Consider the following 15,523-nt stretch of genomic DNA (forward strand, 5'->3'; position numbering starts at 1 on the left):
CCTCTTTACTGTTTATTAGCCTTGAACCGTCGAAATCAGTCTGAACAGAATCGTTGCTGCTTCCGCGCGCGTTGCTGTTTTATCCGGGTAATAGTTGCCTTCCGGCGTCCCTTTGATTAGTCCGGATTTCAGCGATTGCGCCACCGCGTCAGCTGCCCAGGCGGCGATGTCGCTGCCATCCTTCAAGGATGCAAGCTGATCTGCGCCGGCAGCTTGCGACTTCCCTACAAAGGCAAGAACATTAGCAGCGGTTACGGCCAGCTGCTGTCGTGTAATTTTGTCATTCGGACGGAACGTTCCATCCGTAAAGCCTTGAATGAGTCCCGCTTCTGTCGCTGCCGCTACCGCGTCGGCATACCAGGCATTTGCGGTTACATCCTTAAAGCTGCTGTTTGCCGGGTTGCCTGCTGTCAAACCAAGAGCTCGCGTCAGCATCGCTACCCACTCCGCGCGGGTCAACTGCTGCTCGGGAGCAAATCGATCGACGGTTTCACCGTTTAGAATTAAGCTCGAAGCAAGAGTGCTAATCTCTTTTTCGGCCCAATGCCCTTTTGTATCGGCAAACGATTTGTTTATTGCCAATACCGCGTAGACGCTGTTATGATTCGTGCGAATTACCGCGGTTACGTTACCGTTCGCATCGGCAACAAAAGTCGTTGGCACCGGAGTTACAGAGCCGTCCGAACCGATTACAACCGCTGCGGTTGGCTTCAAGGCAGGCTTGCCAAGCGGAATCGTACGAGTTACGTACTGCTTGCCAAAGTTCTTGACCTCTTGCCAATTCGAATGGCTGCCTACCCATACGTTAAATTGAACGGGAGCTCCAACTAATGTACCATTTTTCTGCTGCAAAGCCAGCTCGCCCGCATGCTTAATCGCATCGGATACCGCGCTGATTGCCACGCGAAGCTGTTGTCCGTTTGTTACGGAGCTGTTTAGCAACGCCTGCAAAGGAAGCTCATACGCTCCTAGACCGGATTTTACCGAGAGCGTCAAAGACTTGTTGTTTTTCAAAAGCTCGGCAAGCGTAGCGACAGGGAATTCTGCCTGCAGATTGCTTTGCCCTTTCAGCTCAGTCAGATCGATTGTAATGGAATCCGCTTTGCCGCCCTGAGCTGCGCTTGCCAGAATAGCCGAATCCACTTTTACAACAGACGCCGACTCTCCGTTAGGAGCTGGTTCCGTTGTTGCCGTAAACCCGCTGATCGTAGATCCTGTTCCCGAAGTCGTGACGACAGGTCCGGTCGTTGCGCCTCCGCCAGCGGATGGAATTGTTGTTGAGCTGCCGCTTGTAACGGTTACGGTTGCTGTGGCGGTGAAGCCGCCGTCTTCCGTTGTAACGGTTATTTCGGCCGTACCTGTTCCTTTTGCCGTTACCACGCCATCCGTTACCGTTGCAACCGAAGAATTGCTGCTGCTCCAATACAGATTATGGTTCTCCGCGTTGCCCGGTTGAATCGTTGCAGTGAGCGTGCCCGTCTTGGTGTTGGTCAGATCAAGAGCAAGCTCAGCTTTATTGAGCGTTACGCCTGTTACTCCGACAGTAGCATCTGGATAACGATAGACCTCGAAATCGTCGATAGCCGCCCAATTGCCGGCTTTTGCATCCGAGAAAACACCGATTTGCAGCTTGCCGTTCGTCACCTCAATACGGTCGATCGCAAACGGAGTGTAGACGCTGCCGCTTGCGCCTCTCATGTCTTTCGTAAGCTGCGGCGCGTTCTCGCCGTAGCCCGATACCTCAAGCTGGAACTTGTTTTGTCCTCCGCCTGTTCTTACCCACACTTGAACCTTATACACGCCGTTCGGAACGGTAAGCGTCTGATAGTTCGATTGCTGGTAAGCCGAACCGGACCAATGGGTCATTTTATATTTGCCGCGCGGGTTATCGTTGTCGATGGACGAAGCATTCGACTGCGTACCCGGATGCCATTCCTGCCATGGAGCAAGGGTAGCTTTGCCATTGCTGTCGGTTGTTTCGAAATCGAGATTGTTGCCTGGGAAAGGTACCAGAACGCTTGCCACCGTAGGCGTCTCGGTGACCGCATTGCTGGCCGCCGATTCGTTGCCTGCTTGGTCTACCGCTTTCACCGTAAAGGTATAACGAGTGCCCGCTTTCAGGTTGGTCACCGTATAGACGGATGAAGGAGCAGGATCAACCGATGCCCGTCTAAAGCCGTTGACATAAATGTTGTACTTCAGGAAATCGGTCTCGACATTTGGTTCCCAAGCCAATTTAACCTGTTCGATTCCCGGCTCCGCAGTCAGGCCAACCGGTGCCGACGGTGCCACGGAATCCGCACCTGCCGCTGTTGTTGCGTTTACGGAAGCGCTTGCCGCAGATTCGCCGTTAGCGTTAAATGCCGTAACGCGGTAGGAATAGGCCGTCCTGCCGCGAAGCCCTTGGTCTGCATAGCCGGTCGCTTCTCCGGCCGCGAGTCCAATCAGCCGGTAATCCGGATATACCCCGTTTGCCGAAGTTTCCGAATCCGTTGTGGAACGGTAAATTTTATAACCGTCTACATCCGCGGATGCCGTCCAAGACAGCTCGATGTTATGTCCGCCCGAGAGGTTGGCGCCGACTCCTTGAGGTGTCCCCGGAGCGCTCGCGCCTTGTGCTGCCGATGGAGCTTTTGCAATAACCGGAATCAATTCCGCATCGTCAAATGCAGCCCATTCGCCGCCTTTATTGCGGGAATGAATTCCCAGCTCCACTTGTCCGTTTGTCACTTGAATTTCAGGAATAACGATTTGCGTCCACGATCCTACATAAGCCGTTGTTGCCGCTGCAACGCTCAGATCGGCGCCGCCGTATTTCTTCGCTTCCAAGCTTACGTTCGTGTTGCCGCCCTTTTGATACCAGACGGAAGCTTTATAAGTTCCGTTAGGAACTTTCACCGTACGATAGGTGATCTGTTCATACGGCGTGCTGCCGCCTAAATAATGCGTAAGCTTATAGGCTCCCGTTCTTGGATTATCTCTGTCCGCCTTTTGAGCGGATGCTTGACCTTCGGGCGTCCAGCCATTCCATCCGGCAAGTCCGCCTTCTTCAAAGCTGCCGCCGATGCTCAAATAGTTATAGCTGCTTTGCACGAAATCATATGAGAACTGGAACCAGTTTAGATTCACTTTGCCTCGGAACACGACATACAGCTTGTGCTTGCCGGATACGGATTCCGCTTGAGCGGCTTTCGTAATCCATGCCCCGTTTGTATCCGTGAGATCCACGCCGCCGACGTATGCCCCATCCGGACGGTCGAGACGAAACTCGATGCCGCTGTCGCCTTGCGATTGCGCTCTGACCTTCACGCTAGCCGTGCCATTCAGAAATTCAACGTTATCGAATGCGATGAAGCTGCCATCCGCCGTTGTACCGACAGATTTGCCGCCGCCGGCGTCCGTGGTCACTGCCGTTGTTACGCCGTTCATTTCACTGTAATCCTCAGCCTGCAGGGCAGCATATGGGCTGATTGCAGCCGCGCTGTCCTGCGTTCCGCTCCATACAAAGCTGGCTACGGCGCCGGCAGGAAGCGTATACGCGAAGCTTTTTGATCCCCAGCGTACTTTGAAGTCCTTCGGCTGGTTCGACGAGTTCAGCGCTACCAGTACCTTGGAGCCGTCCTTATTGACGAACGCAACATCCTCGATGCTGCCCGCGCCAAATGTATTGGACTTGATCCGCTGTGCTCCCGGCAGAACAAATTTGCTTGCCTGGCCAAAAGCATAAAACTCTTCGTTGTACTTGACTTCACCCGTGCCGCTGTTAACCGTTACGATACCGCGGCAGTCCGAACAGCCGCCTACATACGGACCATGATTCTCGTCAAGCGCAATGTTCCATTTGAGCGATGTACGCGCCCAGTTGCGGGTAGCGCCAATGATGAGATTTTGAGTATCCCACTGCACGTTGCCGGCAAAATCAGGCGCGAATTCACCGCCGGAGCTCTCCGTGAAATAGATGTCTTTGTCCGGATGCTGGTCATGAACAAGCGATTGCGCGCTGACATTGCCCGAATAGCCGTGGAAGGCAGAACCGGCAATGAACTTCTTCGCATCCGGGTCGTTAAGAACCTCGATCGGGTAGTCCGGCTCACTCCAGTTATGATCCCAGACAACAATTTTGGTATCGATCTTAGCCTCTTCAAACGCAGGTCCCAGATAATCCTTCACGAACTTGGCTTGATCCTCCGGTTCCATTCTCATTCCAGGGTAATCGGCCGGTTCGAAATGCGGTTCGTTCTGAAGCGTAACGGCCTCAATTGGAATTCCTTCCGCCTCATAGGCTTCTATAAATTTGACGAAGTATTGCGCGTAAACCCCGTAATACTCCTCTTTCAGCTTCCCTTTAACCGATGAGTCCGTTGTTTTCATCCAACCCGGCGCGCTCCAAGGCGTGCCCATAATTTTCAGATCCGGGTTGATTTGCAGCGCCTGTTTAAGGAACGGAATAATGTATGCGCTGTCATGAGCAACCGAGAAGTGCTCCAGATTCGGATCCGTCTCTCCCTTAGGCATATCGTCATACGTATAAATGCTGGTTGCAAAATCGCTTGCGCCCATCGGCAGCCGCATATAACTGAACCCAACGCCGTCGCCTTCGCGGCTGAAAAGCTTATTCATCAAAGCGTTTTTCGCCTCGTTATCCATTTTAGAAATGACATACGCTGACGAATCCGTTAGAGCGCCTCCGAAGCCGTCAATCGTCTGATACTTCGTATTCTCGTCTACGTCAATCGTCAGCTCTGCAGGCGCGCCGTTCGTTTCGAATGCAACATCCGGCTGCTTGGCGATCAGATTGCTCTTGTCGCCGGTTGTCATCCACACATTAACCGGATCACCGGCAGCTGCCGATACCGCCGGCAACGAAGTACCGGTAAAGCTCGAGACGACAAGACCTGCGACCAGGGTCTGCGCGGCCATCCGTTTCCACATACTTGCTCCCATGCTTCAAGCCCCTCTCAAGAAAGTTTTTTGCAATGCTGAGTAATGCTGTTTCTAATAGCCGACTAATAATAAGCTTGGTTGGTTACACCTCCTCATTTCTCTTGTTGATCCCCATGATGTATGTCTTGTTGCTTTCCTGAATTGGATAATATCATCAATTGAAATCGATTTCAATAAGTTGATTAAAAGAAATTAACCGCTTTCATGAGAAAAGTACCGTTTTATAGCGTTAAATATATAAAAACTCCTAGTGCAATGCGGATCCCTATATGAAATCGATTTCAGGAACTATCAAATAAAACACCCGGTACAATCTCTGCACCGGGTGTCTATTACAACTCTATATTATTTTTGTTTCGATCCGCCATTCTTAGGTTTGTTGTCCGCGATATCCCCTCGCACAATGCCAAAACCGTTCGTACCGATATATACGCGCCCGTATACGCGCGGATCGCCGGTAATGGTTTGAGTTGCATTCGCGTATTGATGAAGGTCATCATTAATTCGAATCCAGCTGCGGCCCGCATCATCCGACCGGTAGAATCCAAACTTGCCGTTGATACGCCCATTCGTATATATCGCCATATCCGATTTACCCGGTGCTGCCTTGCCAAAGCCGATCATCGCTGCTTCCTGAACATTTTTCAGCTTCGTAAAGGTGGCACCAGAATCGGTAGAATGGAAAACGCCGTATTCGCTTTGCGTGTTCGTATTATCCTTCGCCGCAACCAGCCAAATATCGCCTTCAACGCCAGGAACCGCTTTAAACTTGCTGTTCAGCTTTGATGGCAAGTTAACCGCTTTGACCGATTTAACAAAGGTTGCTCCGCCATCCTTGCTTACATAGAAAGCCCCGTCCGCAAAAGCATAAAATTTGGAGGAGTTTGCGCGGTCGGAGGATACCGCAGCTCCCTCCGGAATGCCGGCCGAAGCTGTCCAGGTCTTGCCATGGTCATTCGAGTAGCTTACCGGTCTGCTTTGGTCTGCCGAAGCGCTTTTCGGAGCCCATACAATAATATTTCCGTTGGCGCTAAGAGCAACCGTTCCGCCTTGCGTTTTATCCCCGTCCGCATCTGTCCACGCGTTGGAAGCAGGTGTCCAGGTTACACCGTTATCCGTGGAGACGCCTAACCGGGCATCTTTATTCTCCGCATTGCCTACGCGAACGATTAAGTTCGGATTCAGCTCGGCGTAATCCAGATCCGTGCTTGTTCCAATGTAAGGATTCGTAATCATGGTTGGCGCTTTGTCCAAGTCTTCATGCCGGAAGCCGCCAATGTCGCCCATTGCGCTGATCAGATGCGCGCCGTCCGGAGGGCTGATCAGACCGAGGACAGCCGTTTCCTCAATGCCATCCGCGTGAACGGACACCTTCACCTTATCGCCGTTATTAAGGTCTAATGCGGTCAAATTATCCGCTTCGAATAGCGTAGCCCCTGTTCCGTACAGAAGCCGGTTCGGATTAAACGGATCAATCTCGAGATCGCCGATCATCCAGCCAAACTTCGGATTCTGCTCGACATCGGTCGGACTCGACGTTCTGCCCCAATCCAGCCATGGGGATTGTGAGTAATCCAGATCATACTTATTCACCCTCGAATAGCTTTCCCCCATCGTCCAGAAGGACGTCCAGGTCGCTCCACCGTCCGTGCTGCGGAAAATATGCTCATCCGGCCACCACATATTCATCGTTGCGACCATAACCGTATTTGGATTGGAAGGATCTACCGCAAGCCCTCCAAACGGATAGGAGGGTACCGCACTGGCATCGGTTGGCGCAATGACAGCCGGACTGATATCCGTCCATGCCCCGCTTTTCGTGTCGAGTTTCCAGACCGAACCGGCTTTCGTTCCGTTCCAGGCCGGGCCGTCGTACGGACCAATCGCGCTGTTATAAGTAATATACAGCTTTCCGTCTGCCGTAAGTACGCCATGATGAGGGACAAAACCTTCATGCGGTTGTCCGGCAACCGGTGCCCAGGTAGCGCCGCCGTCCGTACTCTTGTAAATGCTTTGCTCCGTGTCCGCAACTCCCACGTAAATCGTCTGCGTCGTTTGCGCCGATTTCTTATGCTTTGCATCAGCCTTTTTCCCGGTTGTTGCATCAAAGGCAATCCATACAGGCCCTACCTCTCCGCCATAATAATCCTTCACGTTCTGCCCCGCCGTAAAAGAAGTGACTTTGTTCCAGGTCGCGCCGTAATCGGTGCTTCGCCACAACCCGTTGCCGTTGCGCGCTCCAAAATACACTACGCTGTTATTGTTCGGATCAATCGCAAGACGTTCGCCCATCGAACGGCCGGGCATATTGCCTCCGAATTTGAACGGCAGAACGGTTTTTTTCCAAGTCTCCCCTTTATCGGTGGACCGCAGCATAACCCCGTTCTGATCCGTAAAGTCATTCGAATAAGTGCCAGCGGCAATATAAACCCGGTTCGGATCTACCGGATCGGTTGCAAGGCTTTCCACGCCGGCCATATTCCAATTGTCATAGCCGACCCAATCAAGCAGCTGCTTCCAGCTATTCGTTTTCTTGTCCCAACGGTAGGCACCGCCAATGTCCGTCCTGACATAAACAAGATCCTTCTCGGAAGGATTGTAGATGATTCCGGGGACAAATCCTCCGCCAACCGTCTTTACCCTCCCCCAGTCATAAGCTTGCGATTTGCTGCCGGATGAGGCCATAATTCCATTGCTGAATAAACCAGATACTAGCGCGATAATAGCAATGATACCTGCAACCTTTTTCTTCATTACACCTTCTCCTCTGTTAAAGTATAGTTTAGCACATAAATTGTAAACGCTTTCCTGTGCCGCTGTTATCGTACAACGAAATCAATTTCCATGAATACCCTTGGTTTTATATGTAAATTCAGTTCATAATTAGCGGTAATGATTCGAGTTCGGTACATAAAAAAGCTTCTTCGAAAAGAAACATTCGAAGAAGCTTTCCATTAATGCGATTTGTTGTATTCGAGCAAATGAAGCACCATCGTTACAGCCTCTGCGCGTGTGGCCGCAGCCAAAGGCGTAAATCGGTTTGTGCCGCGACCGTTTGCAATGCCGGCGTCGCGAGCAGCCTTCACAAATGGTTTTGCCCAAGAAGCAATATGACTATCGTCCGCAAAACCGGTAGAAGCCGTTGCTGCCTGCTCTCCAACGGTGCGCATGAGAATGACCGCCATTTCCATCCGGGTTATTTCCGCATTGGGCCGGAAGCTGCCATCCTCATACCCCGTAATCAATCCCTTCTGATACGCAAGATTTATTGCATCTACTGCATATGGAGCAATGTCGGCTTGATCCGAGAAGGTATGGCTGCCGGCTTGCGTATCCGCATGCAGGCCTAATGCCTTGGTCACGATAACGGCAAAATCCTCACGGGTCACTTGCTGATCCGGACGGAAGCTTCCGTCCGGGAATCCGCTTATCCAGCCTTGCTCGGCTCCGTCAATAATCAGCTTCTCTGCCCAATGCCCCGCAGTATCGTTAAAGCTGACGGGCTGGGCCGGAGGATTTGGCGTAGGAGCAGGCGGCGAAGTTGGCGCATATCCTCTATTAACGATAATCGAATAGATTTGTTCCGCCCCGCTTTGGGCGGTCACCTTAATTTGTATCGTATTGCTGCCCTGATTCAAATTAAGCGGAACGCTGTCCACTCCGCTTGCAAGGCTGGCATACGCACCGTGATTCAAGCTCATTTCCGCGGCAGCGTGACTTTCGGCGACAACCGGATTTAAGGTAATCGAATCAACCGTATACGCAACGCTTGTGTTATAGGTGAAAGTATTTTCGTCAAATGCTGGGTCCACTGTCCCTGAAGATAACGTCAAGCTGCTGAGCTTGGCATTGCTGCTTTGCCGTTCGATGCGAATGGTATAGATTTTCGCGTTGCCGTCATCCGCAGTAACTTTGATATGCAGGATGTTTAATCCTTCTTGCAGCGGTATCCCTGGGCTGTCCGTATTATCGGCCAGGCTGATATAGGAGCCGCTGCCGGATTGCCATTCTACCTTGGCTAAGGAATCCGCCAGCTTAGGCTTAAAGGTCACATCCGACGCTGTGCTTGGCACCTGAACATCGTACTCCGTCGTTGCGCTGTCAAAAGACGGAGCTAGGCTTCCGGCCGATAAGCTTAAGCCGGACAAGTCCGCATTCGAGCTGCGGCGATGGAGGCTAATGCTATAGGTTTTTACGGTGCTGCCATCCTGTGCCGTTACTTGCACTTTAATGAGATTGTCTCCTACAGCGAGCGGCAAATTCGAGCTTGCCGTTCCGCTAATGACCGCTTCAGGATTTCCGCCGTTGACGCTTACTTGAATCGTAGCGTGGGCTTCCGCCGAGGTTGGCGTTACGGTCGTTGACGATACGCTGTTGGCAACCTCGGCTGCATAGGAGGTTGTGCCGCTTGAGAATAACGGAAGAAGAGAAGCGACAGAAAGATTCAATTGGGATAGATCGGCATTTGTGCTTGCCGCTGCACGGATTACGTTAACCGTGTAGGTTGTTACCGTACTGCCATCTGCCGACGTCGCCATTATGGAAACGTAGTTGCTGCCGACATTAAGATTAATGGCATCGCTCGCCTGACCGCTTATCGCAGCAAGGCCATTTATTGTCGCCGAAGCATCCCCATCCGTAAAAGTTGGAGTCAGAGCAATCGATGAAGTCGTATACGGGACATTCACTGTGTAGCTTGTATTAGCGGAATCAAAGCCTGGCGATAAAGCCCCTTCCGACACGGTTAGTTTCCTGACGGAAGAATCGTTTGGCAGCGGCCGGTGTACATGGAAGCTGATCATTCGGGTGGCCGTTTGATCGGCGGAAGTAATTTTCGCCTCTATTAAGTTCTGCCCCGGGTTCATGAATAAATTGCCGCTCGAAACCCAGTTACCTATCGAATTCCATGTACCGCTATTTACCCGGTATTCCAGCTTCGTTTGATTATCGTTCACCAACAAGGCAATGTGGGAATTTGGATTCGAGCTTTTATCCATGTAAACCTCGTAATCCGAAACATTGTTCGAAAACGACGGATAGAGCTCGCCACCCACGCTTACTGCTTGTACGCTGACATCATTGCCTGCCGCGGCAGCATGCCTAATTGGCAATGGCAGCAGGAGACAGACCAGCAAAAAAATTGTCATTATTTTTCTAAGCTGCATGTTGGATCATTCCTTTATGTATAAAATATTCGCTATATTCTTACCAAATTATATGATAAACGTTAGGGAATGGATAGATCTGAATAACAAAAAAGACGCCCCATAATTGGAGCGTCTGCTATCATTCAAGTCCCTGCGGTTCCCGCGCTGCTTGCCGCCTTCTGCATGGCATGCATGCCGATAATTACGGCAATAAGCTCGTAGGAATCCAGAAATTCGCATTGATTATCCAGCACGAAAGCACCGGATGAAAACCAACCGTTAACTTGTTTGAATTGGGCGACTACGTTATCGGATTCATCTATTACATCGTATTCTCTCGAGAAGGCCGGCGAAATAATCTCGTAATCGCCGCGCCCTATCGTTTCGTAGGAATATTTCTTCGAGAAAAACGCCAATCTGCTTCTCAGCACTCCCGCTTCCTCGCCATCGGCTCCGCTGACCTCCCACTTGCCCGAGAAGAAGGGGAACCTCCCGTTATAGAGCAGTTCTCCGCTCGCACCGTAGATATCGATGGCAGAGCTAAAAGCGCTTCTCATATCGAGCTGCCCGACCTGCTGCTCCTGCTCGTTTAAAATCTCCGTCACACCGGCATTCCAAAAATTTTCACGAAAAAATAATTGCAATTCAGTCGCCCCTTTCGCGTGCCGTGACTATTCCTATTTATGTTAAGTATAACGCTGGTACAAGTCAAAATGTTTCATTTTTCCCGCAAATCCGACGCCTTATGGGTGAATATCAGCAAAAAGAAGGCTGCCATTCCGACTTAATGATCGGATTACCCGCTATAGTTGGATTTATTTAATACCATATGAAGATAGCGTAGAAGATTGTGGACTTGTACCTACTAGGTTTGCTCTCTAGCAAAAAATGGTGTAATGCCTCTTGCAATCTATAACTCTACTCTCTTCCCAGAGAGCAGCTACAAAATCGGAACAAACACATCCGCATTGCGAACATGCTGTTCTTCCCCAAAGCGGAATACTTCAAGCGCTAGAGATCTTGTATTGTTTATAAGACTCATAACTTCCAAGGTGGCTTTGATTAATGCATACGGATCCTGTTCGGCAGACCGTACCTTTGCATAACGCTGGCTTGGAACAGAAAAACCGATCATTCCTTCGGGAACTTCGTCAATTCGGGATACTTCCATGCTATAGATATACGTAAACAGAAAATCGTTGGCAAAATGAGAGCAAACATAACTGCCTGAATTAATCACATTCGGAATCTCTTTAATTCTGGACAGAAAAAGATCATTAACCTCCTGGATGCTTTTGGGATTTACGCGCCTGAACGCATTTGTAACCGCCACTCCCACATAATGCTTCTCTTCCAATGTAACAATCTCGACCTGTTCCAATTGCTTTTCGGTCACGCGATCACTTCTCCCCATTCGGATTTGGATATAGCGGCGCCAAAGCAGTATCAATCTTGTCGGCAACAAGCGTATAGAACTCGGGAACATTCGGGCTCTCTGAACTCGGAATTTCTTCAAAGGCTCGAATAAATAAACCGGCAGCTCCAGCGGCCGACAAAATATCGCCAACCGTCCAGCTGCAAGCCAGTACTTTACCGAGGCCTTCCCTTTCTTCCTCCGGCAGAAGCTTGGCGAAAGCAACATCGCCCTCCTTAATCCCTTTCTCGAAGTAATTGCCGCTTGGCTTGGTGAGATTGCTCGAGGTTGCCCAAGCTCGTGCAAAAGGATGGAAATCCGTCAGCAGAAATCTACCGTTCGTACGCAGCCTCCGGCGAACAACATCAAAAATCGCGTGCAGATCGGAGAAGTAATGCAGGACGCCAAACTCCATCAGGACAAAATCGAATTGTCCAAGCTGTTCCTCATTCGGTATCGACAAGGCATCCGAGCAGATGTAATCCAGCGGAACCCCGGCGGCAGCGGCAACCTCCAGCGCATACCGCTGATTTTCCGCCGACAAATCCACGACCGTAACCTCCGCTCCCTGCAGGGCTAGCGCGATCGCCTTTCTCCCATGCGAACCCAGCAGATTTAGCACCCGCTTCCCAGCCGGATCTCCTATGTATTTCAACCAATACCGCAGATTATAGGCGCCCGTCTGTCTTAACGTCTTGGCCAATTCAACAGGAGTACCGTACTGCCTGATCCATGCATCGTATGCTTTCGTCTCCCATGCAATCTTGTTCGCCTTTACTAACCTCTCTTGCACACCAATCTCTCCTCTCCTGATGCGTCTCCGTAAAGCTTCATAAGGTAAACTTCCAAAGATAACCAGATCTATTATATACGAGACGAAACACGGTAAAAAGAAAAAAATCCGCCTTAAGCGGATTTCTGTCTGATTATCCCTATTGGCTAAAATTTGCGTTTGCTTATCTCTTGCGCCGCTCTCTCCTGCGTAAAGACATCCTCCGGCGGCACCATTCGCTTAGGCAGCGTCCTTCCGGCCATAATCTCTTTGGCCGTCTGCATGAGCTGAGGCCCAAGCAGCGGATTGCACTCGACCACGGCGTTCAGCTTGCCTGCAGCAAGCTGCTGCAGCGCCTTCCGGGAGCCGTCAACCGAAATCACGATAATATCGATACCTGGTCTTAGGCCTGCTTCCTCAATAGACTCAATGGCGCCAAGAGCCATATCGTCATTATGAGCGAATAATACTTGCGGACGCTCGTCTTCCGGAACCTCCAGGAAGGTGCGCATGACCTCCCTCCCCTTCTCCTCCGTGAAGTCGGCGGGAGCGCTTTGCGTAATCACCATATCTTTCCTTGCCTTAATAACGCTGCGGAATCCTTCTCCCCTCTGAATGGAAGGCGTGGAGCCTTTGGTTCCCTGCAGCTCCGCGATCCGGATCGGACCGGGCTGGCTGCGCACCAGGTCAAAAAGATATTTGCCCGCCTTTACGCCTTCTTCGTATAGGTTAGAGCCAATAGTCGTGACGAATAGGGACGTATCCTTTACGTCAACCGAGCGGTCCAAGATGACTACCGGAATCCCGGCTTGCTTTATCTCCCGAAGAATATCATCCCAGCCGGATTCCACGACCGGGGCAATAGCGATTACATCCACTTTCATCTCAATAAAAGAGCGGATGGCTTCGAATTGCTTGGATTGGGACTGCTCCGCATTTTTCATAACTAACCGAATACCCGACTCGGCAGCCGCATCCCGGACAGAGGCCGTATTGGCAAGGCGCCATGCGCTTTCGCTTCCCAGCTGGGAAAATCCCAGGGTAATAGGCTTCCCGGGATTTATATTTGAAGCTGAGGTCTTCAGCCATTCGCTTATAGCTGGCGGCGCTTCGCTGTCTAAGGGCGGCGATGAAACAGGCGCTTCCTCCCGGGAAGTGCAGCCTTGGAGCAGGAGGATCATGAACAAACCAAATAAAAGATACATTAGCTTCTTCATTACCGCACCGCCCCCTTGAAATTACGAAATAGCTTATGTTTTTAACGTGACCCGCCGGTCACTGAGCAGCCTCTGGAAGAGGATAAACACAAACAATAACAAACCGATAACGATCTTTGTCCACCATGAGCTTAGCGTTCCTTCGAAGCTTATTATAGTTTGGATAACCCCCTGTATCAATACGCCGATTAAGGTTCCCGCGACGTACCCGACGCCGCCGGTAAGCAAAGTTCCGCCTATAACAACCGCTGCAATCGTATCAAGCTCCAATCCCATGGCATGCAATCCGTACCCGGATAACATGTAGAAGGTAAACACCACTCCAGCAAGCGCCGAGCAGAAGCCGCTGAACGTATAGACTAATATTTTCGTTCTGGCTACCGGCAGCCCCATTAAGAGCGCGGATTGTTCGCTTCCCCCAATCGCATACACATTGCGGCCAAATCTCGTGTAATGCGCTAAATAAATAGCGGCAAGAACAACAACCAACGCTATAATGACGTTAATCGATACATTTCCGCCGGGTAACGATACCTTGGTTTGAGCCACCTTGGTGAAAAAGCCGTTTGTTACCGTAATCGTATCGATACTGATAATGTAACAGATCCCTCTAGCCAGGAACATTCCGGCAAGCGTAACGATAAACGGCTGGATTTTGAAATAATGGATTATGGCCCCAAGCAATGTCCCGAATAAAGCTCCACAGATAAGAACCATCGGAATAACAATCGCAGGCGACCAGCCGTGCCTCTCTACCAAAGTGGCGCAAATCATCGTGGTTAGGGCAATAACGGAGCCGACCGACAGATCAATGCCGCCTGAAATAATGACGAAGGTCATCCCAACGGCCGTAATAATTAGAAACGAATTATCGATGAGCAGATTATACAGCACTTGCGCGGAGAAAAATCCGGTGTAGCGGAATGATCCCGCCGCGAACATGACGGCTAGCAAGCCAAAGGTCACAAGGACTGGAACAAATTTTCGGTTAAGCATGGCGGGTAACCTCCTGTTCAGCAGGGTAATTCCTCTTTTTCCAGCGGGTAGTCAACGTCTGGCGGAACGCCTCGGATTGAATGAGGCATACGGCAAGCACAACAAAGGCTTTGACGACAAGCGTAATTTCGGGCGGAACGCCAATCATATAGATGGTGGTGGTCAAAGTCTGGATGATTAATGCCCCAACAACCGTTCCCATCAAGTAAAACCGTCCGCCATTCAGAGAAGTGCCGCCGATTACGACTGCCAGAATGGCATCCAGCTCATACCATAGACCGGCGTTGTTTCCGTCCGCGCTGGATACGTTCGAGCTTAGAATAAGTCCTGCTATTCCCGCGCATAAGCCGCAGAACACATAGACTGTCAGAATAACGGTTCTGGAGCGAAGGCCTGCAAGCCGGCTAGCCTCCGGATTGCTGCCAACGGATTCAATAAACAATCCGATGGCTGTTTTTCGTGTCAGCAGCGAGGCAATGAGCAGAACGGCCGCAACGATAAAAATAGAAAACGGCAAGGAAGCAAGCGAACCCGCGCCGATATATTCGTAGTTCGAATTGGATACGGTTATAATTTGCCCGCTGGTAATTAACTGCGCAATACCGCGCCCGGCAACCATTAAGATAAGAGTCGCAATAATAGGCTGAATACGCGTGACCGTAACAAGCGCGCCATTCCACATGCCAAGCACGATAGACAACCCGATGGATGCCAACACCGCCCCAACTACAAGCAGCATGGAGCTTTGATCCGTGCCTTTGCTTATGGTTAGACAAGCCATTGCGCCGGAAATCGCAACGATGGAACCAACGGAAAGGTCAATTCCGCCCGTTGCAATGACAATGGTCATTCCGATAGAGACCAGAATTAAAGGAGCCCCGAAATTAAGAATATCAATCAAGCTGCCGTATAAGTTGCCGCCTCGGATCACTAGGGAGAAGAAATCCGGCGAATAGATAAGGTTAAATAACAGCAGCGCTCCAAGCACAACTAACGGCCAGAACAAATGATGCCGGTACATTTTGCCACCCAT

At 50.8% G+C, this 15,523-nt stretch carries 9 protein-coding genes; all 9 read right to left on the reverse strand.

The genetic code is table 11. The features are described from left to right. Window positions 1–15: 15 nt before the first annotated feature. Window positions 16–4,944, reverse strand: coding sequence for an S-layer homology domain-containing protein (locus tag WFK81_RS09140; protein WP_336786104.1), 4,929 nt, complete (start codon window positions 4,942–4,944; stop codon window positions 16–18). 345 nt (window positions 4,945–5,289) lie between these two features. Then, entirely contained in the window at window positions 5,290–7,698 is a 2,409-nt protein-coding gene (locus tag WFK81_RS09145; protein WP_336786105.1) for a WD40/YVTN/BNR-like repeat-containing protein, read from the reverse strand. 200 nt (window positions 7,699–7,898) lie between these two features. Then, window positions 7,899–10,091 carry a cadherin-like beta sandwich domain-containing protein gene (locus WFK81_RS09150; protein ID WP_336786106.1) on the reverse strand — a complete coding sequence of 731 codons (2,193 nt, stop codon included), beginning with the start codon at window positions 10,089–10,091 and terminating at the stop codon, window positions 7,899–7,901. 143 nt (window positions 10,092–10,234) lie between these two features. Then, window positions 10,235–10,696 (reverse strand): hypothetical protein, encoded by a 462-nt coding sequence (locus tag WFK81_RS09155; RefSeq protein ID WP_336786107.1) that lies wholly within the window; start codon window positions 10,694–10,696, stop codon window positions 10,235–10,237. Window positions 10,697–11,031: 335 nt separating this feature from the next. Continuing rightward, window positions 11,032–11,487, reverse strand: a complete 456-nt coding sequence (locus tag WFK81_RS09160; protein WP_336786108.1) for a GyrI-like domain-containing protein — start codon at window positions 11,485–11,487, stop codon at window positions 11,032–11,034. A gap of 4 nt (window positions 11,488–11,491) precedes the next feature. Continuing rightward, a complete protein-coding gene (locus tag WFK81_RS09165) occupies window positions 11,492–12,298 on the reverse strand; it encodes a class I SAM-dependent methyltransferase (RefSeq protein WP_336786109.1) in 807 nt (268 codons plus the stop codon). A gap of 146 nt (window positions 12,299–12,444) precedes the next feature. Beyond that, the gene (locus tag WFK81_RS09170) at window positions 12,445–13,494 is read right to left on the reverse strand and encodes an ABC transporter substrate-binding protein (protein WP_336786110.1); all 1,050 of its coding nucleotides are present in this window, start codon (window positions 13,492–13,494) and stop codon (window positions 12,445–12,447) included. Window positions 13,495–13,527: 33 nt separating this feature from the next. After that, window positions 13,528–14,490 carry a galactofuranose ABC transporter, permease protein YjfF gene (gene yjfF / locus WFK81_RS09175; protein ID WP_336786111.1) on the reverse strand — a complete coding sequence of 321 codons (963 nt, stop codon included), beginning with the start codon at window positions 14,488–14,490 and terminating at the stop codon, window positions 13,528–13,530. Further along, window positions 14,483–15,523 carry an ABC transporter permease gene (locus WFK81_RS09180; protein WP_336786112.1) on the reverse strand — a complete coding sequence of 347 codons (1,041 nt, stop codon included), beginning with the start codon at window positions 15,521–15,523 and terminating at the stop codon, window positions 14,483–14,485. The genes yjfF and WFK81_RS09180 overlap by 8 nt, the downstream gene beginning before the upstream one ends.

It is taken from the genome of Paenibacillus sp. MMO-177 (genome assembly GCF_037147795.1).
GTDB lineage: Bacteria > Bacillota > Bacilli > Paenibacillales > Paenibacillaceae > Pristimantibacillus.